We start from the raw sequence: 23479 nt of genomic DNA on the forward strand, positions 1-23479 counted from the left end.
GTGTCCTGTGGGCCAGAACGGCGACAGGCATGGTCGCCAGGCAACCGGATCAGTATCCTAGCACCTCCTGGCCCGCCTACGCTAAACCCCGCGGGCCGTCGTACAGGTTATCCATCGTATGAATGCTCTAGCCCGCCGCGCCGCTGGCCTGTTGCTCGGCACGCTCTGCCTGCCGCTTGCGGCCCTGGCCGCCGATACGCAACCGACCCACGAATTCATCCTCGACAACGGCCTGAAGGTCGTAGTGCGCGAAGACCATCGCGCGCCAGTGGTGGTATCGCAGATCTGGTACAAGGTCGGCTCCAGCTACGAGACGCCAGGCCAGACCGGTCTATCGCATGCGCTTGAGCACATGATGTTCAAGGGCAGCGCCAAGGTCGGTCCGGGCGAAGCCTCGCGCATCCTGCGCGACCTCGGCGCCGAGGAAAACGCCTTCACCAGCGATGACTACACCGCTTATTACCAGGTGCTGGCCCGCGACCGACTGCCGGTAGCCCTGGAACTCGAGGCCGACCGCCTGGCCAGCCTGCGCCTGCCGGCCGACGAGTTCAGTCGTGAAATCGAAGTCATCAAGGAAGAGCGCCGCCTGCGTACCGACGACCAGCCCAACGCCAAGGCTTTCGAACTGTTCCGCGCCATGGCCTACCCGGCCAGCGGCTACCACACACCGACCATCGGCTGGATGGCCGACCTCGAGCGGATGAAGGTCGAGGAACTGCGCCACTGGTACGAATCCTGGTACGCACCGAATAACGCCACGCTGGTGGTGGTGGGCGATGTCACCGTCGATGAGGTCAAGGGCCTGGCGGACAAGTACTTCGCCGCCATCCCCAAACGCGCCATTCCTCCCGCCAAACTGCCACTGGAACTGGCCGAACCCGGCCAGCGCCAGCTCACTCTTCACGTACGCACCCAACTGCCCAGCCTGATCTACGGCTTCAACGTCCCAGGCCTGGCCACTGCCAAGGACCCACGCAGCGCCCAGGCCCTGCGCTTGATCTCGGCGCTGCTCGACGGCGGCTACAGTGCGCGCATGCCGGCACGCCTCGAGCGCGGCCAGGAGCTGGTGGCCGGTGCCTCGAGTAGCTACAACGCCTTCACCCGGGGTGACAGCCTGTTCCTGATCTCCGCCACCCCCAACGTGCAGAAGCAGAAAACCCTCGCCGACGTCGAGAAGGGCGTCTGGCAGTTGCTGGACGAGCTCAAGAACACGCCACCTACTGCAGAAGAACTGGAGCGCGTGCGTGCCCAGGTCATCGCCGGCCTGGTCTACGACCGCGACTCGATCAGCAGCCAGGCCACCACCATCGGTCAGTTGGAAACCGTGGGCCTCTCATGGAAGCTGATCGACAGCGAGCTGGACGACCTCAAGCGCGTCACTCCACAGGACATCCAGGACGCCGCGCGCACCTATTTCACCCGCGAACGCCTGAGCGTTGCCCATGTTCTGCCCGAGGAGTCCGCTCATGAGTGATCGCAGCGCCCCCCGCTATACCCTGTTCGGCCTCGGCATCCTGGCTGCGATCGTGGCGCTGGCCCTGCTGCTGGCCCGCCCGGCGCAATCGGATAATGCCGCCGGCCAGGCCGACAGCAACGCCGCCCGCCCGGCCAACACGCTGCAGTCGTTGGCAGAGCTCGACGGCAAATCCCCCAGCCGACGCCAGCTGAACATCCAGAACTGGACCACCGCCGAAGGCGCGCGGGTCCTGTTCGTCGAAGCCCGCGAGCTGCCGATGTTCGACCTGCGCGTGACCTTCGCCGCAGGCAGCAGCCAGGACGGCAACGTCTCCGGGCTGGCCACCCTGACCAACGCCATGCTCAACGAGGGTGTGGCCGGCAAGGACGTCACCGCGATCGCCCAAGGCTTCGAGGGGCTCGGTGCCGACTTTGGCAACGGCTCATACCGCGACATGGCCATCGCCTCGTTACGCAGCCTGAGCGCCCCGGACAAACGCGACCCGGCGCTGAAACTGTTCGCCGACGTGGTCGGCAAGCCGACCTTCCCCGAAGATGCCCTCAAGCGCATCAAGAACCAGCTGCTGGCCGGCTTCGAGTACGAGAAGCAGAACCCTGGCAAGCTGGCCGGCAAGGCGCTGTTCGCCAACCTCTACGGCAGCCATCCCTACGCCCACCCCAGCGACGGCAGCGCCGAAAGCATCCCGGGTATCAGCCAGGCACAACTGCGCGACTTCCACGCCAAGGCCTACGCTGCCGGCAATGCCGTGATCGCCCTGGTCGGCGACCTCAGCCGCAGTGAAGCCGAAACCATCGCGGCGCAGCTCTCCGCCACCCTGCCCAAGGGTCCGGCACTGGCCAGCCCTGGCGAACCAGCAGAGCCCAAGCCGGGCGCGACTCATATCGATTTCCCGTCAAAGCAGACCCACCTGATGCTCGCCGAACTGGGCATCACTCGCCAGGACCCTGACTGGCCAGCACTGTCGCTGGGCAACCAGATCCTCGGCGGCGGCGCCTTCGGCACGCGCCTGATGAGCGAAGTGCGTGAAAAACGCGGCCTCACCTACGGTGTGTACTCGGTATTCAGCCCGATGCAGGTGCGCGGCCCGTTCATGATCAACCTGCAGACGCGCGCCGAACTCAGCGAAGGCACGCTCAAGCTGGTCCAGGACATCCTCACCGACTACCTGAAGAACGGCCCGACCCAGCAAGAGCTGGACGATGCCAAACGTGAGCTGGCCGGCAGCTTCCCGCTCTCCAATGCCAGCAACGCGAGCATCGTTGGCCAACTGGGCGCCATCGGCTTCTACAACCTGCCGCTGACCTGGCTCGAAGACTTCATGCAACAATCCCAGGCGCTGACCGTCGAGCAGGTCAAGGCGGCGATGAACAAGCACTTGGCGGTGGACAAGCTGGTGATCGTCACCGCAGGCCCGAGCGTGCCGCAAAAGCCGCTGCCACCGCCCACAGACAAACCATCCGAGCAACCGCTCGGCGTACCGGAGCACTGATGGCAAGACCCTCCAACCCCGCCCAGCCCCAAAGCAAGGGAGCTGGGCATCTGCGCATCATCGCCGGCGAGTGGCGCAGCCGCCGCCTGACGGTGCCCGAGGGCGAAGGCCTGCGCCCGACACCCGACCGCGTGCGTGAGACCCTGTTCAACTGGCTGGCCCCCCATATCGAAGGGGCCCGCGTGCTGGACGCCTTCACCGGCAGCGGCGCACTGGTGCTCGAAGCCCTTTCGCGCGGCGCCGACGATGCGGTGGCACTGGACAGCAACCCTGCAGCCATCGCCAACCTCAAGCACAACCTCGAATTGCTGCGCTGCCCCCGTGGGCAGATCCTGCAGACCGACGCCCTGCGCTATCTCGGCGGCCCGGCCAAGCAGCAGTTCGATGTGGTGTTCCTCGACCCGCCCTTCCACAAGGACCTGCTGGCAGACGTCTGCAACCTGCTGGAAGAGCATCAGTGGCTGCGAGAACAGGCCTGGATCTATACCGAGAGCGAAGCCTCGCCCTCCAGCTTGCCGATGCCCAGCAACTGGCGCCTGCACCGGGAAAAGAAAACGGGTCAGGTGAACTATGCCCTGTGGCAACGTGGCTGAAACCATGAGTGCCAAGATATAAATAGCACCTGTCAACAAGCCCTCTGATTGAAGCTGCTCCGCTCTCAAACCCCGCCGGAGCAGCTCGACGATGCCAGCATCCACTGTCAAACCCACCAACCTGATCACCCCGCCAAGCACGCCGCTACAGCACTTTCGCCTGGAGAATGGCCTGAAGGTCTACCTCCAGCGTGATCAACGTAGCCCGCTTGTTTGTGCACAGCTTCATTATCACGTGGGTTCCAGCCACGAACCGCCAAGCCATAGCAATCTGTCCCATGTGATCGAGCACATGGTGTTCGAGGGCAGCGGCAAACTCGCAGCCGGCCAGTACCTTCGGATAATCAATTGGCTGGGCGGCACCGGCGGCGCCTCTACATTCAACGATGCAACGGTCTACAGGATGACCCTGCCCGCCTCGCGCCTGGAGGTAGGCCTGGAGATCATGGCCGACGCCATGATCAATGCTCGCCTTGGTGGCGAAGCCTTTGAAAAGGCCAAGACCGCAGTACGCGATGAGCGTCGACTGAAAATCGACAATCAGCCGGTACAACAGGCCCTCGAAAGCCATAAACAGCTTGCTCACCAAACCAGCCCCTACGCCACTCCCAACTACGGCGACCCGCAAGACCTCGAAGACATGAGCCTTATCACGATTCGCACGTGGTACAGGAATTATTACGCCCCCAACAACGCCACCCTGGTAGTCGTTGGCGACATCGAACTGGCTCGTCTCGAAGAATGGGTGCAGCGGCACTTCGCAGGATGCGAGGCCATCCCCCTGCAACCGACCCAGACGCCTCGCCATCCTGAGCAATTGGCGTACCGCCAACAGGCACTGACACTGCCCAACCTGCGCGACGGCCTGCTGATGTCCTTCAATGTGCCAAGCCTGGCAACGGCAGAGTCGCCCCGTAGCGTGCACGCTTTGAGAATTGTCGCGGAATTGCTGGGCAGAGGTGCGGCGTCTCTCCTGCATGACAAACTGGTGCGCAAACGGCAGGTCCTGATAGGCGTCGGCCCGTCCTATGAATACCAGGTGCGCGGCGATACTCTGCTGACGTTCTCTGGCTATGTCGCACCCGGCAACACACCAGCGAGCGCCGAAAAGGCGGTTTTGGACATCATCAAAAGCCTCCAGTTGACCCCCTTCACCGCGCAGCAGATCGAAGATGCCAAGCTGCACCTGCTGGCGCAGCACGCAGAAGCCCAGGCCAACCTCACCGGCCAGGCAGATGCGCTCAGTTGGAGAGTGATCGGCGGCCTGGACCCCACGCAGCTGCATGATGAATTTCAGACCCTGGCATCGCTCACCGAGCAGGACATCCAGCTCGCGATCAAGACCTACCTCACCCGTGAACGCCTTACCGTCACTCATATGTGCGCGCCCGAGGCAACGGTAATAGAGACTCCCGTACTGACTTGCGTCGACTTGCCCACTGGTAGCGCTGCGCTGGACCTGTCCGGCCTGACCTCGGCACAAGGCCTTTCAGAGGCTGCCCTGGACACCCCAGTTCAGGAAATACAGCAGTGGCATACCGAGCTGGGCAGCAAGGTGTGTTTCGTTCCGGTACAAGGTGCTCCTGCAGTCGACCTGCAACTACGCTTCAAGGCTGGGGCCTATCATGACGGCGACACGCCCGGCTTGGCCGCAATGACGCTGTATATGCTCAACCAGGGTTGTGACCAACTGGATGCCGTGCAGCTAGCCAGTCAACTCAAGTCGCTTGGTGCCACACTCGAACACAACGTGACGCACGACGACGCCATCTTGCGTCTGCGCAGCCCATTCACCAACGGCCTTTACAAGGAAGCCGTGGCGTTGCTGGTTGCCATGAGTGCGCGTCCGAGCTTCGAGGCCACGGCGCTAGAAGGCATACGCACTCGCTTAATCAACTATCTACGCCGTCGCGAAGCCAAACCTGAACACCGGCTCAAGGTGGAAAGGCTTCGTAACGTTTATGACAGCCACCCTTACACGCGGGACAGTCATGGCACTACGAGCAGTGTCATGACGATCAGCCGACAGCAGATAGTGGACTTTCACCAACGAGCCTACTGCGCCGCAAACCTGGAAATCACCTTGGCCGGGGACCTGTCTCGAGAGGACGCCGAAACACTGGTCAACGACCTTTGCCAGGCCCTGCCGATTACCCAGCTTGCGCTTCCCGCCCTGGAAAAAGCCCGGCCATACAACCAGGCCAGGACTTTGCACATCGAACAGCCAAGCAATAACCCAGACACCGACAACGTAAAGGTCAGCCTGGCGTTTGCGGTAGAAATCCAGCCCGGCGATGAGCAGTTTCCTGCGCTGACCATGGCCAACCAGATTCTGGGCGCCAGCTTCGAGTCGCGCCTGGTATCCGAACTGCGCGAACGGCGATCCCTCACTTACGCCATTCGCAGTTACTTCGACGACTACCGTGGCGCCCTGGTGCTGCTCGTCGAATGGGATATCAAGCCCCACTATCTGCAAGCATCCATCGATCTCGTCAAACTCGTGCTGCGCTGCTTCATCGAGCAAGGCCCAAGCGAGTTCGAGATGAAGCTGGCACGCAGCCAACTGTGCGGTGACCTGTTGCGCACCCTCGCCGACGACCAAGAGCTTGCAGACCTGCTGGCACAGATCAACGCATCCGGATTGCCGGCGGATCATTTCCAGCGCTACCAGGAACAACTCGCGCAAACCACGGCAACACAAATCCAGACGGTCGCTCGGCAGGTCTTCGACAGCAACCGTTGTGTCGTGACCTGCGTCGGACCCAAGGTGGCTCAGCAGCCCCTGCCTGCACTGCCAATAGCCGACTGATAACACGACCACAGGTGCGGTGTTTCGTGGCACTCTAGGCAGGCACACCAAGAGCCGCCGAGCATGTCCAGTCTCACCGCAACCTTCAGCCCAGCCACCGGCCTGTCAAACCCTCACCTGCAGACACTGTGGGGCCCACTCTGGCGCAGGCTTCCAAGACTTGAGCGCAGCCGCGAGCGCCTGTGGCTGGCCGACGGCGACTTCCTCGACATGGACTGGCACGGCCCGCATCAAGCTGACACGCCGCTGGTGCTGGTCTTGCACGGCCTGACCGGCTCCTCCGACTCCCCTTACGTAAAAGGCCTGCAGCAAGCGCTGCAGGCGCGTGGCTGGGCCAGCGTCGCGCTGAACTGGCGGGGCTGCTCCGGCGAGCCGAACCTGCTTGCTCGCAGCTACCACTCCGGCGCCAGTGAAGATCTTGCCGAAACCATCCGCCATCTGCGCGCGCAACGACCGCTGGCGCCGCTGTATGCCGTGGGCTACTCGTTGGGCGGCAACGTGCTGTTGAAGTACCTGGGCGAAAGCGGTTCGGCCAGCCAGCTTGAAGCAGCGGTGGCAGTGTCGGTGCCGTTTCGTCTGGATCAGTGCGCCGATCGCATCGGCATAGGCTTCAGCAAGGTCTACCAGGCGCACTTCATGCGCGAGATGCTGGCTTACGTGCAAAGCAAGCAGAAGCACTTCCAGGCTTTGGGCCACAACGAAGGGTTGGCTGCACTGGAGCGCCTCGGGCCGCTACGCAACCTGAGGACCTTCTGGGATTTCGATGGCCGAGTAACCGCACCGCTCAATGGCTTCAGCGATGCCCACGACTACTACCGCCACGCCTCGAGCCGCTATTACCTGGGGGAAAACCGTACACCGACACTGATCATCCACGCGCAGGACGATCCGTTCGTGTTCGACCACAGCCTGCCAGCACCGCAGGAGCTGGCGCCGCAGACGCACTTCGAGTTGCACCGCCGCGGCGGACATGTGGGCTTTGTAGAGGGCAGCCTGCGCAATCCGGGCTACTACCTTGAGCGCCGGATTCCGCAGTGGCTGCTGGAGGGCCGCTAGCGCTTCGCTGCCTCAATCGCCAGTGGCGACACCGTGCCTGGAATCGTTGATCCACTCGCTCCAGGACCCGGCATACAGGCGCCCCAACGGGTATCCTGCCAGCGCCAGGGCAAACAGGTTATGGCAAGCCGTCACACCGGATCCGCAATAGGCGACCAGCTGCTCCGGCTCACGCCCTGCCAGCTTCTCGGCGAAGCGCTGTTTCAGCTGCTCGGCTGGCAGGAAACGCCCATCCGCACCCAGGTTGTCAGTGAACGCTGCACACTGCGCACCAGGAATATGCCCAGCGACAGGATCGATCGGCTCGACTTCGCCGCGAAAACGCGGCAAGGCGCGGGCATCGATCAACGTCAGGTCGGCGCTGCCCAGACGCTTGTTCAGGTGCTCGGCATCGATCAGCAGCTTCGCATCGGCCTCGCCCGTGAAGTTGCCCTCGCGCTGCACCGGCGGATCCAGGCTCAGCGGCAGATGCGCCGCGTGCCAAGCCTTGAGGCCGCCGTCGAGGATGAACACCGCGTTGCGCTTGCCCAGCCAGGCCAGCAACCACCAGGCGCGGGCAGCGAAGGCACCGGGACCGTCGTCGTACAACACCACCTGGCTGTCATTGTCCAGGGCCCACTCGCGCAAGCGCTCGACCAGACGGCGCGGCTCAGGCAATGGATGACGCCCAGTCTGCCCCTTGACCACAGGCCCGCTCAGATCGCGCTCCAGGTCCGCGAAATGCGCACCGGCGATATGCCCCTCGGCATAGCTGCGCTGGCCGTAATCCACGTCTTCCAGGGCAAAGCGACAGTCGAGGATCACCAGCCCCGGCGAGTCCAGACGCTCGGCCAGCTGCTGCGGGGTGATCAGTTGCGCAAGGGGCATGACAATCTCCTATCGATGGCACGAAAGGCCCGGATCAGTGTTCCAGGGCCTGGTTGAACGGAACATGAAATTCATCGCATAGCGCATCCACCGCAGCGCGGGAGCCAGCGGTGACGAACCCTAGCTCCAACACCAACACCTGATAGACCCCACGCTTGAAGGCTTCTTCACCCAGGTGCGCGGAATGCTCGCGGGTGGTGCTGAGAAAACGCACCCAGGAGGTGAGCACGATCCAGGCATTGATGGTCAGCGACTCGATCTGGGTCGGCAGCATGTCCAGGATGCCCGCTTCGACGAAGCCACGATAGATCGCCTGGCCCTGCTGCAGGCAGCGCTGGGAGAAGCGCCGGTAACGTGCGGCCAGCTCAGGATCGCTCTCCAGCAGATGCTCGAGATCGCGGTGCAGGAAGCGGTAGTTCCACATCGCTGCAAGCAGTGCCTTGAGGTAGAAGCGTTTGTCCTCGACCGTGGCTGCACGGCCTTGGGGCGGGCGCAGGAAGCTGTCCACCAGCTCTTCGTACTGGCTGAACAGCAACGCGATAATCGCTTGCTTGTTGGGGAAGTGGTAGTACAGGTTGCCGGGAGAGATTTCCATGAACGCGGCAATGTGATTGGTGCTGACGCTGCGCTCGCCCTGCTGGTTGAACAGTTCGAGGCTGCTTTGCACGATGCGCTCACGGGTCTTCATGCGCGGGGCCATGCGGGTATCCAGGTCTGCGGGCTTCGGATGACGAGCCATCTTACGGTTTATTCCACGGGCGGTGCACCCCGCGGACGTTCACAGATCAAGGCCGATTAGAGTATAAGCTCGACAACTCGCCCCTCTGCGCGGAGCTGCCATGCGTTCGTCCACAGCCATGCCTCTTGAGCCATCCGACCTTGTTCTCGAGCGGTTGTTCGCCGAACAACGTCAGGCCTTCGCAGCCAACCCCATGCCGCCCGCCGCGCAGCGTATGCAGTGGCTGAAGAGCCTGCGTGAGGCCCTGGTTGCACACCAAAAGGTGCTGATCGAGGCCATCGATGCCGACTTCAGCGGACGCAGCGCCGATGAAACCCTGCTGGCCGAGCTGCTGCCGTCAGTGCAGGGCCTGCGCCATGCCGAGCGCCATGTTCGGCGCTGGATGAAACCTGCCCGGCGCAGCGTCGGCCTGGCCTTCCAGCCGGCCAGCGCGCGAGTGCTGGCGCAACCATTGGGGGTGGTGGGCATCATCGTGCCGTGGAACTACCCGCTGTTTCTGGCTATCGGCCCGTTGACCGGTGCCCTGGCAGCGGGCAACCGGGTCATGCTCAAGCTCAGCGAAGCCACGCCGCGCGCTGGCGAAGCCCTAAAGCAGTTACTCGAGCAGGTATTCCCCGCCGACCTGGTGAGTGTCGTGCTGGGCGAGGTCGAGGTAGGCCAGGCCTTTGCCCGTCTGCCGTTCGATCACCTGCTGTTTACCGGCGCCACCAGCATCGGCCGCCAGGTCATGCTCGCGGCAGCGCACAACCTGACGCCGGTCACGCTCGAGCTGGGCGGCAAGTCGCCCGCCATCGTCTCCCACGACGTGCCACTGGCCAGTGCCGCCGAGCGTATTGCCTTCGGCAAGACCCTCAATGCCGGACAGACCTGCGTGGCTCCCGATTACGTGCTGGTCCCGCGTCAACGCCTGGACGACTTCGCCCAGGCCTACCGACGGGCGGTGCAGCGCCTCTTCCCACGCATCGCAGACAACTCCGACTACAGCGCGATCATCAATTCGCGCCAGTTGCAGCGCCTCGAACGCCTGCTCGCCGACGCCCATGACAAAGGCGCCCAAGTGCTCGACCTGTACCCCGACGAGCCGCGCCAGGGCCGCAGGCTGCCCCCACATCTACTGCTCGATGTAAACGACGACATGCAGGTGATGCAGGACGAGATCTTCGGCCCAGTGCTGCCGCTGGTTGCCTATGACGAGCTGGATGAGGCGCTGGCCTACATCAATCAGCGCCCACGCCCGCTGGCGCTGTACTACTTCGGTTACGACCGCAGCCAACAGGCGCGTGTGCTGCAGCACACCCACTCCGGCGGCGTATGCCTGAATGACACCCTGCTGCACGTCGCCCAGGAGGACTTGCCTTTCGGCGGCATCGGCCCCTCTGGCATGGGTCATTACCATGGTCGCGAAGGTTTCCAGACCTTCAGCAAGGCCAGGGCGGTACTGGCCAAACAGCGCATCAACGCCGCCCGGCTGATCTACCCGCCTTACGGAAAAGCCCTGCAGCGCCTGGTATACAAGCTGTTCATCCGCTGAGCGCAGAGGGTGCATGACAGCCAATAGCCGCACTGTCTATAGTGCCATCATCCGGTCGCATGACTTGGCCGGGCAGCAGTCGCTGCGCTACCATCCGACTCCCCAACGCACTCCAGCCAGGATGACGCGATGAACCGAGTGTTGTACCCGGGTACTTTCGACCCCATTACCAAAGGCCATGGCGACCTGGTCGAGCGCGCCTCGCGGTTGTTCGATCACGTGATCATCGCCGTGGCGGCCAGCCCCAAGAAGAACCCCCTGTTCCCGTTGGAGCAACGGGTCGAGCTGGCCCGCGAGGTCACCAAGCACCTGCCCAATGTCGAAGTCATCGGCTTCTCCTCTCTGCTGGCACACTTCGCCAAGGAGCAGGGCGCCAATGTGTTCCTGCGGGGCCTGCGCGCGGTGTCCGACTTCGAGTACGAGTTCCAGCTGGCGAACATGAACCGCCAACTCGCGCCGGACGTCGAGAGCCTGTTCCTCACGCCGTCGGAGCGCTACTCGTTCATTTCCTCGACGCTGGTCCGCGAAATTGCGGCGCTGGGCGGGGATATCACCAAGTTCGTCCACCCCGCGGTGGCCGATGCCCTGACCGTTCGCTTCAAGAAGTGATCGCAGCGGCCTGAGTTTGGCTTTGTACGCCACGTCGCCAACCGGCACTTGCGCGACAAAGCCTCGCGCCCGCGTGCACTGCGGGCGTTAATGCGGCACAATTGTGCCCATTGCTTTGATACATGCCCGGGCGCCGAGCCCCGGCCGGAGTCCCAATGTCCCTGATCATCACCGACGATTGCATCAACTGCGACGTCTGCGAACCCGAGTGCCCGAACGCCGCCATCTCGCAAGGCGAAGAGATCTACGTGATCGACCCGAACCTCTGCACCCAGTGCGTGGGCCATTATGACGAACCCCAGTGCCAGCAAGTTTGCCCGGTCGACTGCATCCCGCTGGATGAAGCCCATCCGGAAACAGAAGACGAGCTGATGGCCAAGTACCGCCGGATCACCGGCAAGGCCTGATGCCGTTCGTCGCCGCGATTCGCCGCGCATGGCTCGGCGCCGCACTGGCGCTGCTGGCTACCGCCGCCCTGGCGGACGGGCCCGGGCGCGCTGCCATAGCCAGCCCCCATGCCGAGGCCACGGCAGCGGCGCGACAAGTTCTGGAACAGGGCGGCAACGCCTTCGATGCCGCTATCGCCATCAGCGCCACGCTGGCGGTGGTCGAGCCCTATGGATCGGGGTTGGGCGGCGGCGGTTTCTTCCTGCTGCGCGAACAGTCCGATACTGCGCACTACCGCTTCCTGGATGCCCGCGAGCGCGCGCCGGGCGCCGCCACCCCGGACATGTACCTGGAAGACGGCAAGGTCCGGCAGGGGCTTTCGATCAACGGTGCGCTGGCAGCCGCCATCCCAGGTCTGCCCCAGGCCCTGGCAGATCTCGCTGCAACCCACGGCAAATTGCCGCTCAGGGACAGCCTCGCGCCAGCCATCCGCCTCGCCAACCAAGGCTTTGCCGTCGACCGCATCTACCGCGATCGCGCGACCATGCGCCTGAACGCGCTGCGTGACGACCCGGAAAGCGCCCGGCTGTTCCTGCGCGAGAACCAGGTCCCTGCCCTGGGCACCCTGATCCGCCAGCCGGAACTGGCCGCAACGCTGCAGGCGATGGCGGATCAGGGGCGGGACGGCTTCTACCGCGGGGCGGTTGGCCGCAAGCTCGTCGAGGGTGTGCGCCGCGCTGGCGGAGTCTGGACCCTCGACGATCTCGCAGGCTACCGCACGGCCTGGCGCCAGCCACTGCGCTATCCACTGGCAGGCCAGCGCGAACTGATCAGCAGCCCACCGCCGTCTGCCGGCGGCGTGGCCTTGGCCCAGAGCCTGGCGATGCTCCAGCGCCTGCCGTGGCAGGGCGCAGAGCCCGTGCAACGCACTCACTACGTGGTAGAAGTCCTGCGCCGCGCCTACCGCGATCGCGGCTTGCTCGGCGACCCGGACTACGTCACAAACCCCATCAACCGCCTACTGGCGCGCCAGTACCTGAGCGGGCTTGCCGACAGCATCGACGTGCACGATGCCACGCCGAGCAGTGCCCTGCCCCCCGCACCCGCCTGGCGCGAGGGCGATCACACCACCCACTTCAGCGTGATCGACGCTGCGGGCAATGCCGTATCGGCCACACTGTCGGTCAACCTGCCCTTCGGCGCAGCCTTTACCGTACCCGGCAGCGGCGTGGTGCTGAACAACGAGATGGACGATTTCGCCGCCGACCCCACTGGCAGCAACAGCTACGGCCTGGCCGGCAGCCAGGCCAATGCGGTGGCCGCGGGCAAGCGTCCGCTGTCGAGCATGAGCCCGAGCTTCATCGAAAGCCCGTCACAGTTCGCCAGCTTCGGCACGCCCGGCGGTAGCCGGATCCCGAGCATGGTGCTGCTATCGATGCTTGGCTTTCTCGAAGGGCGGCCGGTGAGCGAATGGCCAGCGATCCCGCGCTATCACCATCAGTACCTGCCAGATGTGATCGAGCACGAGCCCAACACCTTCGACGATGAGCAGAAGGCCGCGCTGCTTTCACGCGGGTATGCGCTCAAGGACGTGCAGCGCAGCTATGGGAACCAGCAGGTGTTGTACTGGGACAAACGGGCCGGGACGCTCGAGGCAGCCAGCGACCCGCGTGGTGTCGGTGAGGCCGCAGTGCTGGAGTGACCAGCAAAGCTGGCGGCAAATGGGTGTTCACGAATATCAGCGCTGACAGCGCGGGCAGAACACGCTTGCGCGCTGCCCCAGCTTCACGTCCCGCAGCTCCGTCCCGCACACCTTGCAAGCCTCGCCACCACGTCCATAGGCGAACAACTCCTGCTGGAAGTACCCCGGCTGACCGTCGCCGCCGATAAAGTCGCGCAACGTGGTGCCGCCACGCTCGATGGCCGCCGCCAGCACGCGCTTGATCTCGGTCGCCAGCTTCAGATAACGTGCCCGGCTGATCCCGCCCGCTTCGCGGCGTGGATCGATGCCCGCAGCGAACAGCGCCTCGGTGGCGTAGATGTTGCCCACCCCCACCACCACGGCGTTGTCCATGATGAACGGCTTGACCGCCATCGACCGCCCGCGTGACAGCTGGAACAACCGCTCGCCGTCGAACAGGTCGGTCAACGGCTCCGGCCCCAGGCGCACCAGCAGCTCGTGACCAAGCGGATCCTGGCTCCAGAGCATGGCGCCGAACCGACGCGGGTCGGTGTAGCGCAGCATCAGCCCCGACTCCAGCTCGATGTCCACATGCTCATGCTTGGCCGCCGGCAGGCCGAGCTCGACCAGCCGCAGGTTGCCAGACATCCCCAGGTGGCTGATCAAGGTGCCAACCTCGGCGTTGATCAGCAGGTACTTGGCCCGCCGCTCGACGCTGACGATGCGCTGCCCCGACAGGCGCACATCCAGATCCTCGGGGATCGGCCAGCGCAGGCGCCGGTCACGCACCACCACGCGGCTGACCCGCTGGCCTTCCAGGTATGGCGCGATCCCGCGCCGCGTGGTCTCGACTTCTGGCAACTCAGGCATGGATCAGTGGCCACTCATTTCACGGATATTCTGCTTGAGGCTCTCGAAGTCGTACTCCGACAGCCCGATGTAGTCCAGCACCAGCGGCCCGACGACATTCCACTCGTGGTCGACGCTCTGGTTGCCCAGCACGCGGTACGACGCACAGATGTGTTCGGCCATTTTCAGCACCGCCAGCAGATTCTTGAGCTGGGTCTGGGTGTTGCGCGAAGACTCGTCGCGGAACACCGCCAGGGCGTTGTGGTGGTTGGCGATGGCCGCGCTGATGTGCTCCGGCAGGCGCCACGACTTGGCGGTGAAGTAGCCGACCACCGAGTGGTTGGTGTTGAAGGCACGATTCTCGGTATCGACCACCCGTACCTCTTCGCCGGCCTTGGCGTAGGCGTCTTCCAGCACCTCCATGTACGTGGGGAAGCGCTTGAGCATCAGCGGCACGCCGCAGTCATGGAACAGGCCAAGGGTGTAGGCCTCGTCCACCGCCTGGATGCCGGTGCGCTTGGCCAGGGTCAGGCAGGTCATCGCGACGTCCTGGGCAGTGTCCCAGAAGCGGTTGAGGGTAACGATGGTTTCGTCGCTCATCTCGCCCTTGATCGACTGGGCATTGATCAGGTTGATGATCGAGCGGCTGCCCAACAGGTTCACGGCGCGCTGGATCGAGCCGATTTTGTTGGCCAACCCGAAATGCGGGGAGTTCACCAGCTTGAGCAGCGCACCGGCCAGGCCAGGATCCTGCGCTATCAGCTTGGCGATCGTCTCCAGGTCCGGGTCGGGCATGTATTGCTCGAACTGCAGGTCCACCATGATCTGCGGCTGCGGCGGGATGGTGATGCCTTGCAAGGCTTGCTGGATCTGTTCGGCGGAAAGTTCCTGGGACATGGGTACACACTCGGAAATGACGAGAGATTCTAACCCTGTACTCCTGCAGGGCACCAACCACTGGATCGTTCCCTGGACGGTTAACTTTAGCCGCGAGGGGGCCGACACTTCATCCACCCCACCAGCGAACCCCGGGCCAACGCGGTATACTCCCGCTCTTTTTTCCGGAGCGACGTCATGTCCCTGCCCAGCCTTCGCCTCAAAGCCAATGCCGACCGCCGCCTGCGCGCCGGCCACCTGTGGGTCTACAGCAACGAGGTCGACGTTGCCGCCACTCCGCTGCAAGGCCTGAAGGCGGGTCAACAGGCGATCCTCGAGGCCGCCAACGGCAAGCCACTGGGCGTGGTGGCGGTGAGCCCGAACAATTTGATCTGCGCGCGCCTGCTGTCGCGCGACGCCAAGCTGCCGCTGGACAAGTCGCTGCTGGTGCACCGCCTGAACGTCGCCCTGTCGCTGCGCGAACGCCTGTTCGACAAGCCCTGCTACCGCCTGGTCTACGGCGACTCAGACCTGCTGCCGGGCCTGGTGGTCGACCGCTTCTTCGACATTCTCGTGGTGCAACTGGCCTCGGCCACCATGGAAGCGCACAAGGATGATGTGATCGCAGCCCTGGTGCAGGTACTCAAGCCCGGCGGCATCCTGTTCAAGAATGACTCCGCCGCGCGCGACGCCGAAGGCCTGGAGCGCTATGTCGAGACTGTCTACGGCGAAGTACCCGACTGGGTCGCGCTGGAAGAGAACGGCGTGAAGTTCGAAGCGCCGGTGCGTGAAGGCCAGAAGACCGGCTGGTTCTACGACCACCGCATGAACCGTGCGCGCCTGGCGCCCTACGTCAAGGGCAAGCGCGTGCTCGACCTGTTCAGCTACATCGGTGGCTGGGGCGTGCAGGCCGGGGCCTTCGGCGCCAGCGAAGTGTTCTGCGTCGATGCCTCGGGCTTCGCTCTGGATGGCGTCGAGCGCAATGCCGCGCTCAACGGCATCGCCGAGAAGCTGACCTGCATCGAGGGCGACGTGTTCGAGGCGCTGCGCGAGCTCAAGGCCGCGGAAGAGCGCTTCGACGTGATCATTGCCGACCCACCCGCCTTCATCAAGCGCAAGAAAGACCTGAAGAACGGCGAGGCTGCCTACCGTCGTCTCAATGAGCAGGCCATGCGCATGCTGAACAAGGACGGCATCCTGGTCAGCGCTTCGTGCTCCATGCACCTGCCTGAAGACGACCTGAACAACATCCTGCTGACCAGCGCCCGTCACCTGGACCGCAACCTGCAACTGCTCGAGCGCGGCGGCCAGGGGCCGGATCACCCGGTGCACCCGGCGATCGCCGAGACCCGCTACATCAAGAGCATCACCTGCCGGTTGCTGCCCAACAGCTGACCCACCCAGCCGGGGCTGGTCTACAGCCCCAAGTCATACGGCTTGCGATGATTGCTGACACTTGTATCGGCAATCAGCAAGCCCCTGGGAAGTCGGCAATGCTGCTGCCCCGTAGCGTCTCCTCAGATATCCAGCACCATCGACGCAATGCCAAAGTAGATCAACACCCCCACGGCATCGGCAATCGAGGTCACCAGCGGCCCGCTGGCCGTCGCCGGGTCAAGCTTCAGGCGACTGAGCATGAATGGCAGGCTCATGCCGATGAGGCTGCCGATCAGCACGATCACCAACATGCTGCTGGCCACGATCAGTGCGATTTCCGGGCCGCCGCGCAATACCCCCAACGAAGCGACAGCCACTGCCATGGTCCCGCCCAGGGCAAGCGCAACACCGCACTCGCGCGTGAGCATGCGCAACCAGTCACGCAGCACCACTTCGCCCGTGGCCAGGCCGCGCACCATCAGGGTTGCCGACTGGGCGCCGGCATTGCCGCCGCTGTCTACCAGCAACGGCAGGAAGAACACCAGGGCGATATGGGCGGCAATGGTGTCCTCGAACGCGGCGATTCCCGCACCTGAAAACAGGTTGCCGAATACCAGCAGCACCAGCCACAGCACGCGTTTGCGGTACATCAGGCTGACGGTTGCATCCTTGAGATTGCCGATGTGATTGGTGATCGATGCGCCCTTGTGAAAGTCTTCGGTAGCCTCCTCCACCATCACATCCAGCGCTTCGTCGCAGGTGACGATCCCCACCAGCCGCCCCAGCTCATCGAGCACCGGTACCGCCAGCAGGTCGTGATCGCCAATCAGCCGGGCAACCTCTTCCTGACGGGTCGCCGTGGTCACGCAGATCACCTGGCGCACCATGATGGCCTCGATCGGCTGGTCGGGCGGCGCCAGGATCAGTTCACGCAGCGATAGCGTGCCGAGCAGGTTGCGCTGGGCATCGAGGACATAGGATTGATAGATGGTTTCGGCGTCTGCGGCTTCGCGCCGCAGCATGTCGATGGCCTGGCGCGCGCTCAGGCCGCTGTCCAGGCTGGAGTACTCGCTGATCATCAGCGCACCGGCGCTGCCGTCTTCGTACAGTGCGTGCTGCAGGAGTCGATCGCGTCGGGCCTGGGCCGCCTGGCGCAGGTCGAGGGATTCGGCGAGGGTGTCGGTCGGTTGTTGCATGGTAGGTTCTCCAGGCGCCGAAGCAGGCGCCCGCAGACCTCAGCCACGCGGGCTCAAGCCTCCGGATGCCCTGGCGACGGTGCGCTCAGTGCCAGATTGCAGGTTCGCGATGAACTGAAACTGGGAAGGTCCATTGAGGGCTTGGCTCGTGAAGCCGCACATGCGGCGCGGGGATGATAGGTGCAGCGAGATCCAGAAAATACCGCCAGGAGGGCATTTGGGAGATGTCCTACATCACCCTGCCCAAATGACGAAAAGCACCGTCCAGACACATCGTCATTCCCTCGTCGCGCCAGCGGTGTAGAATCGGCCTATTCATCGCCAGACATCCCCAGGCGGGTTTATGAGCTCTGGCCAAGCACGCGGCGATCCCGCGCTGTCTTCGGCCCCATCCGTGCCAGCGGCAACCGGCCTTCGGCGCAAAGGACAAGAGAAGCTCACTCCCCTTTCCAGAGACCTGATTAAGCCGCCAGGAGTGCTTCATGCCTGATTATCGTTCCAAGACTTCCACCCAGGGCCGCAACATGGCGGGTGCCCGCGCACTGTGGCGCGCCACCGGGATGAAGGACGAAGACTTCAAGAAACCGATCATCGCCATCGCCAACTCGTTCACCCAGTTCGTTCCGGGCCACGTGCACCTGAAGGACCTGGGCCAGCTGGTCGCCCGCGAGATCGAGCGCGCCGGTGGCGTGGCCAAGGAATTCAACACCATCGCCGTCGACGACGGCATCGCCATGGGCCACGACGGCATGCTGTACTCGCTGCCGAGCCGCGAGATCATCGCCGACGCCGTCGAGTACATGGTCAACGCCCACTGCGCCGACGCCATCGTCTGCATCTCCAACTGCGACAAGATCACCCCCGGCATGCTGATGGCTGCCCTGCGCCTGAACATTCCAGTGATCTTCGTTTCCGGCGGCCCGATGGAAGCCGGCAAGACCAAGCTGGCCAGCCACGGCCTGGACCTGGTCGACGCCATGGTCATCGCCGCCGACTCGACCGCCAGTGACGAAAAGGTCGCCGAGTACGAGCGCAGCGCCTGCCCGACCTGCGGTTCGTGCTCCGGCATGTTCACCGCCAACTCGATGAACTGCCTGACCGAAGCCCTGGGTCTCGCCCTGCCGGGCAACGGCTCCACCCTGGCCACCCACGCCGACCGCGAGCAGCTGTTCCTTACCGCCGGACGCACCATCGTCGAGCTGTGCAAGCGCTACTACGGCGAGAACGACGAGTCGGTACTGCCGCGCAACATCGCCAACTTCAAGGCGTTCGAGAACGCCATGATGCTCGACATCGCCATGGGCGGTTCGACCAACACCATCCTGCACCTGCTGGCTGCCGCCCAGGAGGCGGAGGTCGACTTCGACCTGCGCGACATCGATCGCCTGTCGCGCAAGGTGCCGCAGCTGTGCAAGGTGGCGCCGAACATCCAGAAGTACCACATGGAGGACGTCCACCGCGCCGGCGGTATCTTCAGCATCCTCGGCTCGCTGGCTCGTGGCGGCCTGCTGCACACCGACCTGCCGACCGTGCACAGCCGCAGCATGGAAGAAGCCATCGCCAAGTGGGACATCACCCAGACCGATGACGAAGCCGTGCACACCTTCTTCAAGGCAGGCCCGGCCGGTATCCCGACCCAGACCGCGTTCAGCCAGTCGACCCGTTGGGAAACCCTCGACGACGACCGCGAGAACGGCTGCATCCGCAGCTTCGAACACGCCTACTCGCAGGAAGGCGGCCTGGCCGTGCTGTACGGCAACATCGCCTTGGACGGTTGCGTGGTCAAGACCGCAGGCGTCGACGAGTCGATCCACGTGTTCGAAGGCACCGCGAAGATCTTCGAAAGCCAGGACAGCGCCGTGCGCGGCATCCTCGCCGACGAGGTGAAGGCCGGCGACATCGTGATCATCCGCTACGAAGGCCCGAAAGGCGGCCCAGGCATGCAAGAAATGCTCTATCCGACCTCGTACCTGAAGTCCAAGGGCCTGGGCAAGGCCTGCGCCCTGCTCACCGACGGCCGCTTCTCCGGCGGCACTTCGGGCCTGTCGATCGGCCACGCTTCGCCGGAAGCGGCCTCGGGCGGTGCCATCGGCCTGGTCAAGGACGGTGACAAAGTGCTGATCGACATTCCGAACCGCTCGATCAACCTGCTGGTCAGCGACGAAGAGTTGGCTGCACGCCGTGTCGAGCAGGACAAGAAGGGCTGGAAACCTGCCGAAGTGCGCCCTCGCAAGGTGACCACTGCACTGAAGGCCTACGCCCTGCTGGCGACCAGCGCCGACAAGGGTGCTGTGCGTAACAAGGCGATGCTCGACGGGCTGTGAGGCTTTCAGGGCATGAATGAAAAACCGGCGCCTTGAGCGCCGGTTTTTTTATGACTGTGGAAAAGTATCGGCCTCTTCGCGGGCAAGTCGGAGCGCCGAACCGCCGCTCCCACAGATACAGCGCAGCCTTGAAGACTATGAGACCCCTGTGGGAGCGGGTTTACCCGCGAAAAGGCCGGCACAGAAGCTCCAACGCTTACTGAATCTGCTCCGGCGTCACGATCACCCAGTTCTTGTCCGCCGTCACCGGCAGCCCTTCCTTCGCTTGCGCCGCCGCATGCTTGGCGATCATTCCGTTCAGCTGTTCCATGTACTTGGCCTTGCGATTTATCCACAGGTGGATACCGCCCTTGCCCACGTCGACCCCATGGAACTGCATGTAGCCGTCGCTGGTTGGCGTATCGCCGCCTACCAGCACCGGCCGCTTCCACTCATCTATGTAGGTCAGGATGGCCGCCTGCTTGCCGGCCATCCAGGTGGCCGGGGTCCACAGGTAGGGCGTCAACTCCAGGCCCTCGTTGGCCTTGGCATCATAGTGGCCTTCGCTGATCTGCTTGCGCGCCGTGGTCAGCTCGCCGCTGGTGCGGTCCTTGAGCAGCAGGCTGACGCCGATCACGTTCTGCGGCTTGACGTTGTAGCCGTACTTGGGATCGGACGCGACCATGCGCACCAACTCCTCGGACGCGGCCGAGATCACATAGACCTCGATGCCGTTCTCCATCAGCTTGTTGTACAGCTCGGCCTGGCCGGTGAAGACCTTCGGCGGCTGCACCTCGATGGTCTTGACCTGATCGCCTTCGAAGTAGGTGCTGGGGACCGGCTTGTTCGAGGCCATCAGCTCATCGACCTGAACCTTCAGTTCCTTGAGCGTGAAGCCGGAGAACACCTGCGCCACCCAGGGATAGCAGACCATGTCATCGATTTCGCACAGGCGATAGTAATAGCTGAACAGGCTCTCCTTGTGCTCAGCGGTATCCTTGAACGGGATCAGCTTCAACGAAGGGTCGAGCTTGTCGCGAGTCAGCAGGCCTTTGTTCTCCATGAACGGCAGCAGCGCTTCCTCGAGGTCGTAGCGATAGCTGGTGTTGTCCATGTCGAAGACCGCGTAGTTACCCTTGTGGGCATTGGCAGCGATCATCGTGTCGAGCTGTTTCGCGGCCTCGGCGGGCCAGTGCTTGAGTTCGGTTGCCGCCCAGGTGCTGGCGCTGAGCAGCAGGGCGAGACCGCCCGCGAGAAGTTTCGGAGCAGACATCATGTGCGTTCTCCAGAGACATGGCCGCTGAAGCCTAGACCGCCTGCATGACAGGCAGACGTCTGGCACCGACCTCGAAAGAGTCCGAAACGGCATGTTCATTGCCAACTGCGACAGCACGTTATTCCATTAGCGACTATCTAAATTACTTTTAGATATAAATTCGTTTCTTTTCAGACTGTTAGCATTTCCGTTCGCAATCGCTCACAGAGGCGATCCCTATTTTTGCTTCACGGAGCTTCGATGAACCTGCCGCTTTCCCTCAACCTGCTGGCGTTCCTGGCCCTGCTGCTGGGCCTGGCGCAAACCCGCCGTACCGACTGGAGCCTGGCGAAAAAAGTGCTGCTTGGCCTGGTGCTGGGCGTCCTGTTCGGGCTGGTGCTGCACAGCCTGTACGGCGCTGGCCATCCGGTGCTCAGGGCAACCATCGCCTGGCTCGACCTGGTCGGCAACGGCTATGTCGGCTTGCTGCAGATGATCGTCATGCCGCTGATCTTTGCCTCGATCCTCAGCGCGGTGGCACGCCTGCACAATGCCTCGGCCCTTGGCCGAATCAGCGTGCTGAGCATCGGCACGCTGCTGCTGACCACAGCCATCGCCGCACTGATCGGCATCGCCCTGACCAACCTGTTCGGCCTCAGCGCCGAGGGCCTGGTCGCAGGCGTCCAGGAAACCGCACGCCTGCAAGCCATCAACAGCGACTACGCAGGCAAGGTCGCCGATCTCAACATCCCGCAACTGCTGCTGTCGTTCATCCCCAGCAACCCGGTGGGCGACCTGGCCCGGGCCAAACCGACCTCGATCATCAGCGTGGTGATCTTCGCCGTGTTCGTGGGCCTTGCAGCCCTGCAACTGATCAAGGACGACAAGGACAAGGGCGAGCGCGCGCTGTCGGCGATCGACGTGCTGCAGGCCTGGGTCATGCGCCTGGTGCGCCTGGTGATGAAGCTCACGCCTTATGGCGTCCTGGCGCTGATGACCAAGGTGGTGGCCAGCTCGAACCTCGATGACATCCTCAAGCTGGGCAGCTTCGTCGTGGTGTCGTACATCGGCCTGGGGCTGATGTTCGTGGTACACGGGGTGATCCTGGCGATCACTGGCGTCAGCCCGCTGCGCTTCTTCCGCAAGGTCTGGCCGGTGCTGACCTTTGCCTTCACCAGCCGCTCCAGCGCCGCCAGCATTCCGCTGAACATCGAGGCGCAGACTCGCCGCCTGGGCGTACCGCAGTCGATCGCCAGCTTCAGCGCATCGTTCGGCGCAACCATCGGCCAGAACGGCTGCGCCGGCCTGTATCCGGCAATGCTGGCGGTCATGGTGGCGCCGGCCGTGGGCATCGACACCTTCGATCCGCTGTGGATCGCAACCCTGGTGGCCATCGTCACCCTGAGCTCGGCGGGGGTTGCCGGGGTCGGTGGCGGCGCGACCTTCGCCGCGCTGATCGTGCTGCCGGCCATGGGCCTGCCGGTCGAGCTGGTGGCGCTGCTGATCTCGGTCGAGCCGCTGATCGACATGGGCCGTACTGCATTGAACGTGAACGGCTCGATGACTGCCGGCGTGGTGACCAGTCAACTGCTCAAGCAGACCGACCAGCAAGTGCTGGCCGGAGACGAGCATGCCGAGCTGAGTCACTCCTGAGCAACACTTGCCCTGTGGGAGCGGACGAACCCGCTTCCACAGGAAAAGCTCTAGGGTCTGTCTGAAATGTGTCTGCGCGAAGGCCAGACAAGGCGAAACGGGGGGAGGAAGCGCAGTGTACTGGAGTACATGAGCATTCCGAGCCCCGTTTCAACGCAGTATGGGCGAGTGCAGATACATTTCAGACAGAGCCTAACGCTTGTCCCACACCTCGAAGTGGTAGACCGGCTTGCCTTCCTCTACCTGCCGCTCGGTCGATGCCAGCGTCCACTGCGCCGCGTCGAACGCCGGGAACCAGGCATCCCCTTCAGGCGCCAGCTCCACACGCGTCAGGTACATCCGGCTTACCAGCCCCTTCTCCAGCGCCTGCCCGTAGAGCTGCGCGCCGCCGATCAGCATCAGCTCACCAACCCCCTGCTCGCGCGCCCACTGCTCGGCACGCACCAGCGCTGCCTCCAGCGAGGCGAACACCTCGGCGCCCGCCAGCGTCAACCCGGGCTGGCGGCTGACGACGATGTTCAAGCGCCCCGGCAGTGGTCGCCCGAGCGAATCCCAGGTCTTGCGCCCCATGATGATCGGCTTGCCCAGGGTGGTGGCCTTGAAGTACTTGAAGTCCCCCGGCAGGTGCCAGGGCATGGAGTTGTCGATGCCGATCACGCGGTTCTCGGCGAGTGCCGCGATCAGGCTGAGGGGAAGTGATGTGTTCATGCCAGCGAGGATAGCACTCGTCAC

Annotated in this window: 19 protein-coding genes; 12 read left to right on the forward strand and 7 right to left on the reverse strand. The window is 63.8% G+C overall.

The window, feature by feature from the left end; genetic code table 11:
- Positions 1-118: 118 nt before the first annotated feature.
- The 5 genes from ACTYOL_RS26445 (at position 119) to ACTYOL_RS26465 (ending at position 7424) form a co-directional block, all read left to right on the forward strand.
- Positions 119-1474: a M16 family metallopeptidase gene (locus ACTYOL_RS26445; protein ID WP_153773276.1), complete on the forward strand. Its 1356-nt coding sequence runs from the start codon at positions 119-121 to the stop codon at positions 1472-1474.
- Positions 1467-2966 carry a M16 family metallopeptidase gene (locus tag ACTYOL_RS26450; RefSeq protein ID WP_153773275.1) on the forward strand — a complete coding sequence of 500 codons (1500 nt, stop codon included), beginning with the start codon at positions 1467-1469 and terminating at the stop codon, positions 2964-2966. The genes ACTYOL_RS26445 and ACTYOL_RS26450 overlap by 8 nt, the downstream gene beginning before the upstream one ends.
- Positions 2966-3559: a 16S rRNA (guanine(966)-N(2))-methyltransferase RsmD gene (rsmD, locus tag ACTYOL_RS26455; protein WP_444757329.1), complete on the forward strand. Its 594-nt coding sequence runs from the start codon at positions 2966-2968 to the stop codon at positions 3557-3559. The genes ACTYOL_RS26450 and rsmD overlap by 1 nt, the downstream gene beginning before the upstream one ends.
- A gap of 91 nt (positions 3560-3650) precedes the next feature.
- A complete protein-coding gene (locus ACTYOL_RS26460; RefSeq protein ID WP_153773273.1) occupies positions 3651-6368 on the forward strand; it encodes a M16 family metallopeptidase in 2718 nt (905 codons plus the stop codon).
- Positions 6369-6431: 63 nt separating this feature from the next.
- Complete coding sequence (locus tag ACTYOL_RS26465; RefSeq protein ID WP_153773272.1) at positions 6432-7424, forward strand: hydrolase; 993 nt, start codon at positions 6432-6434, stop codon at positions 7422-7424.
- Positions 7425-7436: 12 nt separating this feature from the next.
- Here the strand turns inward: ACTYOL_RS26465 and ACTYOL_RS26470 are convergent, their stop codons facing one another.
- Together ACTYOL_RS26470 and ACTYOL_RS26475 are read right to left on the reverse strand one after the other, a co-directional pair.
- Entirely contained in the window at positions 7437-8291 is an 855-nt protein-coding gene (locus ACTYOL_RS26470; RefSeq protein WP_444757330.1) for a sulfurtransferase, read from the reverse strand.
- Between the two features lie 34 nt (positions 8292-8325).
- Positions 8326-8991, reverse strand: a complete 666-nt coding sequence (locus ACTYOL_RS26475; RefSeq protein WP_200602948.1) for a TetR/AcrR family transcriptional regulator — start codon at positions 8989-8991, stop codon at positions 8326-8328.
- Between the two features lie 139 nt (positions 8992-9130).
- Between ACTYOL_RS26475 and ACTYOL_RS26480 the strand changes: the two genes are divergently transcribed.
- From ACTYOL_RS26480 to ggt, 4 genes are all read left to right on the forward strand, one after another.
- Complete coding sequence (locus ACTYOL_RS26480) at positions 9131-10561, forward strand: coniferyl aldehyde dehydrogenase (RefSeq protein WP_153773271.1); 1431 nt, start codon at positions 9131-9133, stop codon at positions 10559-10561.
- Between the two features lie 129 nt (positions 10562-10690).
- Positions 10691-11170, forward strand: a complete 480-nt coding sequence (coaD, locus tag ACTYOL_RS26485) for a pantetheine-phosphate adenylyltransferase (protein WP_197890467.1) — start codon at positions 10691-10693, stop codon at positions 11168-11170.
- 155 nt (positions 11171-11325) lie between these two features.
- A complete protein-coding gene (locus ACTYOL_RS26490; RefSeq protein WP_011531711.1) occupies positions 11326-11577 on the forward strand; it encodes a YfhL family 4Fe-4S dicluster ferredoxin in 252 nt (83 codons plus the stop codon).
- A complete protein-coding gene (gene ggt, locus ACTYOL_RS26495) occupies positions 11577-13259 on the forward strand; it encodes a gamma-glutamyltransferase (RefSeq protein WP_444757331.1) in 1683 nt (560 codons plus the stop codon). The genes ACTYOL_RS26490 and ggt overlap by 1 nt, the downstream gene beginning before the upstream one ends.
- Before the next feature lie 36 nt (positions 13260-13295).
- On the opposite strand, the gene mutM is transcribed toward ggt, so the two are convergent.
- Together mutM and ACTYOL_RS26505 are read right to left on the reverse strand one after the other, a co-directional pair.
- Complete coding sequence (mutM, locus tag ACTYOL_RS26500) at positions 13296-14108, reverse strand: bifunctional DNA-formamidopyrimidine glycosylase/DNA-(apurinic or apyrimidinic site) lyase (RefSeq protein WP_444757332.1); 813 nt, start codon at positions 14106-14108, stop codon at positions 13296-13298.
- A gap of 3 nt (positions 14109-14111) precedes the next feature.
- Entirely contained in the window at positions 14112-14930 is an 819-nt protein-coding gene (locus tag ACTYOL_RS26505) for an HDOD domain-containing protein (protein ID WP_172964843.1), read from the reverse strand.
- A gap of 231 nt (positions 14931-15161) precedes the next feature.
- Between ACTYOL_RS26505 and ACTYOL_RS26510 the strand changes: the two genes are divergently transcribed.
- Positions 15162-16358 carry a class I SAM-dependent rRNA methyltransferase gene (locus ACTYOL_RS26510; RefSeq protein ID WP_112899435.1) on the forward strand — a complete coding sequence of 399 codons (1197 nt, stop codon included), beginning with the start codon at positions 15162-15164 and terminating at the stop codon, positions 16356-16358.
- A gap of 122 nt (positions 16359-16480) precedes the next feature.
- Here ACTYOL_RS26510 and mgtE read toward each other — a convergent pair whose 3' ends face one another.
- Positions 16481-17536, reverse strand: a complete 1056-nt coding sequence (gene mgtE / locus ACTYOL_RS26515; protein WP_200602935.1) for a magnesium transporter — start codon at positions 17534-17536, stop codon at positions 16481-16483.
- A 482-nt stretch (positions 17537-18018) separates the two neighbouring features.
- On the opposite strand from mgtE, the gene ilvD reads away from it, so the two are divergent.
- Positions 18019-19860, forward strand: coding sequence for a dihydroxy-acid dehydratase (gene ilvD / locus ACTYOL_RS26520; RefSeq protein WP_054891146.1), 1842 nt, complete (start codon positions 18019-18021; stop codon positions 19858-19860).
- Between the two features lie 196 nt (positions 19861-20056).
- Here the strand turns inward: ilvD and ACTYOL_RS26525 are convergent, their stop codons facing one another.
- Positions 20057-21112 (reverse strand): haloacid dehalogenase-like hydrolase, encoded by a 1056-nt coding sequence (locus tag ACTYOL_RS26525; protein ID WP_444758181.1) that lies wholly within the window; start codon positions 21110-21112, stop codon positions 20057-20059.
- Between the two features lie 243 nt (positions 21113-21355).
- Here ACTYOL_RS26525 and ACTYOL_RS26530 point away from each other — a divergent pair, with 243 nt between their 5' ends.
- On the forward strand, positions 21356-22747 hold the full coding sequence (locus ACTYOL_RS26530; RefSeq protein WP_153773265.1) for an L-cystine transporter: 1392 nt from the start codon (positions 21356-21358) through the stop codon (positions 22745-22747).
- Positions 22748-22939: 192 nt separating this feature from the next.
- On the opposite strand, the gene ACTYOL_RS26535 is transcribed toward ACTYOL_RS26530, so the two are convergent.
- Entirely contained in the window at positions 22940-23455 is a 516-nt protein-coding gene (locus ACTYOL_RS26535; protein ID WP_444757333.1) for a dihydrofolate reductase, read from the reverse strand.
- Positions 23456-23479: the final 24 nt, after the last annotated feature.

It is taken from the genome of Pseudomonas sp. A014 (genome assembly GCF_052378495.1).
Classification (GTDB): domain Bacteria; phylum Pseudomonadota; class Gammaproteobacteria; order Pseudomonadales; family Pseudomonadaceae; genus Aquipseudomonas; species Aquipseudomonas machongensis.

What these genes read in the sequence shown, in the direction of transcription:
- rsmD (WP_444757329.1), top strand. Translation starts at nt 2,966, where the DNA reads ATGGCAAGACCCTCCAACCCCGCCCAGCCCCAAAGCAAGGGAGCTGGG.
- ACTYOL_RS26535 (WP_444757333.1), bottom strand. Translation starts at nt 23,455, where the DNA reads ATGAACACATCACTTCCCCTCAGCCTGATCGCGGCACTCGCCGAGAAC.
- mgtE (WP_200602935.1), bottom strand. Translation starts at nt 17,536, where the DNA reads ATGCAACAACCGACCGACACCCTCGCCGAATCCCTCGACCTGCGCCAG.
- ACTYOL_RS26510 (WP_112899435.1), top strand. Translation starts at nt 15,162, where the DNA reads ATGTCCCTGCCCAGCCTTCGCCTCAAAGCCAATGCCGACCGCCGCCTG.
- ACTYOL_RS26475 (WP_200602948.1), bottom strand. Translation starts at nt 8,991, where the DNA reads ATGGCCCCGCGCATGAAGACCCGTGAGCGCATCGTGCAAAGCAGCCTC.
- ACTYOL_RS26470 (WP_444757330.1), bottom strand. Translation starts at nt 8,291, where the DNA reads ATGCCCCTTGCGCAACTGATCACCCCGCAGCAGCTGGCCGAGCGTCTG.
- ACTYOL_RS26480 (WP_153773271.1), top strand. Translation starts at nt 9,131, where the DNA reads ATGCGTTCGTCCACAGCCATGCCTCTTGAGCCATCCGACCTTGTTCTC.
- coaD (WP_197890467.1), top strand. Translation starts at nt 10,691, where the DNA reads ATGAACCGAGTGTTGTACCCGGGTACTTTCGACCCCATTACCAAAGGC.
- ACTYOL_RS26465 (WP_153773272.1), top strand. Translation starts at nt 6,432, where the DNA reads ATGTCCAGTCTCACCGCAACCTTCAGCCCAGCCACCGGCCTGTCAAAC.
- ACTYOL_RS26450 (WP_153773275.1), top strand. Translation starts at nt 1,467, where the DNA reads ATGAGTGATCGCAGCGCCCCCCGCTATACCCTGTTCGGCCTCGGCATC.
- ACTYOL_RS26525 (WP_444758181.1), bottom strand. Translation starts at nt 21,112, where the DNA reads ATGTCTGCTCCGAAACTTCTCGCGGGCGGTCTCGCCCTGCTGCTCAGC.
- ACTYOL_RS26530 (WP_153773265.1), top strand. Translation starts at nt 21,356, where the DNA reads ATGAACCTGCCGCTTTCCCTCAACCTGCTGGCGTTCCTGGCCCTGCTG.
- ilvD (WP_054891146.1), top strand. Translation starts at nt 18,019, where the DNA reads ATGCCTGATTATCGTTCCAAGACTTCCACCCAGGGCCGCAACATGGCG.
- mutM (WP_444757332.1), bottom strand. Translation starts at nt 14,108, where the DNA reads ATGCCTGAGTTGCCAGAAGTCGAGACCACGCGGCGCGGGATCGCGCCA.
- ggt (WP_444757331.1), top strand. Translation starts at nt 11,577, where the DNA reads ATGCCGTTCGTCGCCGCGATTCGCCGCGCATGGCTCGGCGCCGCACTG.
- ACTYOL_RS26490 (WP_011531711.1), top strand. Translation starts at nt 11,326, where the DNA reads ATGTCCCTGATCATCACCGACGATTGCATCAACTGCGACGTCTGCGAA.
- ACTYOL_RS26445 (WP_153773276.1), top strand. Translation starts at nt 119, where the DNA reads ATGAATGCTCTAGCCCGCCGCGCCGCTGGCCTGTTGCTCGGCACGCTC.
- ACTYOL_RS26460 (WP_153773273.1), top strand. Translation starts at nt 3,651, where the DNA reads ATGCCAGCATCCACTGTCAAACCCACCAACCTGATCACCCCGCCAAGC.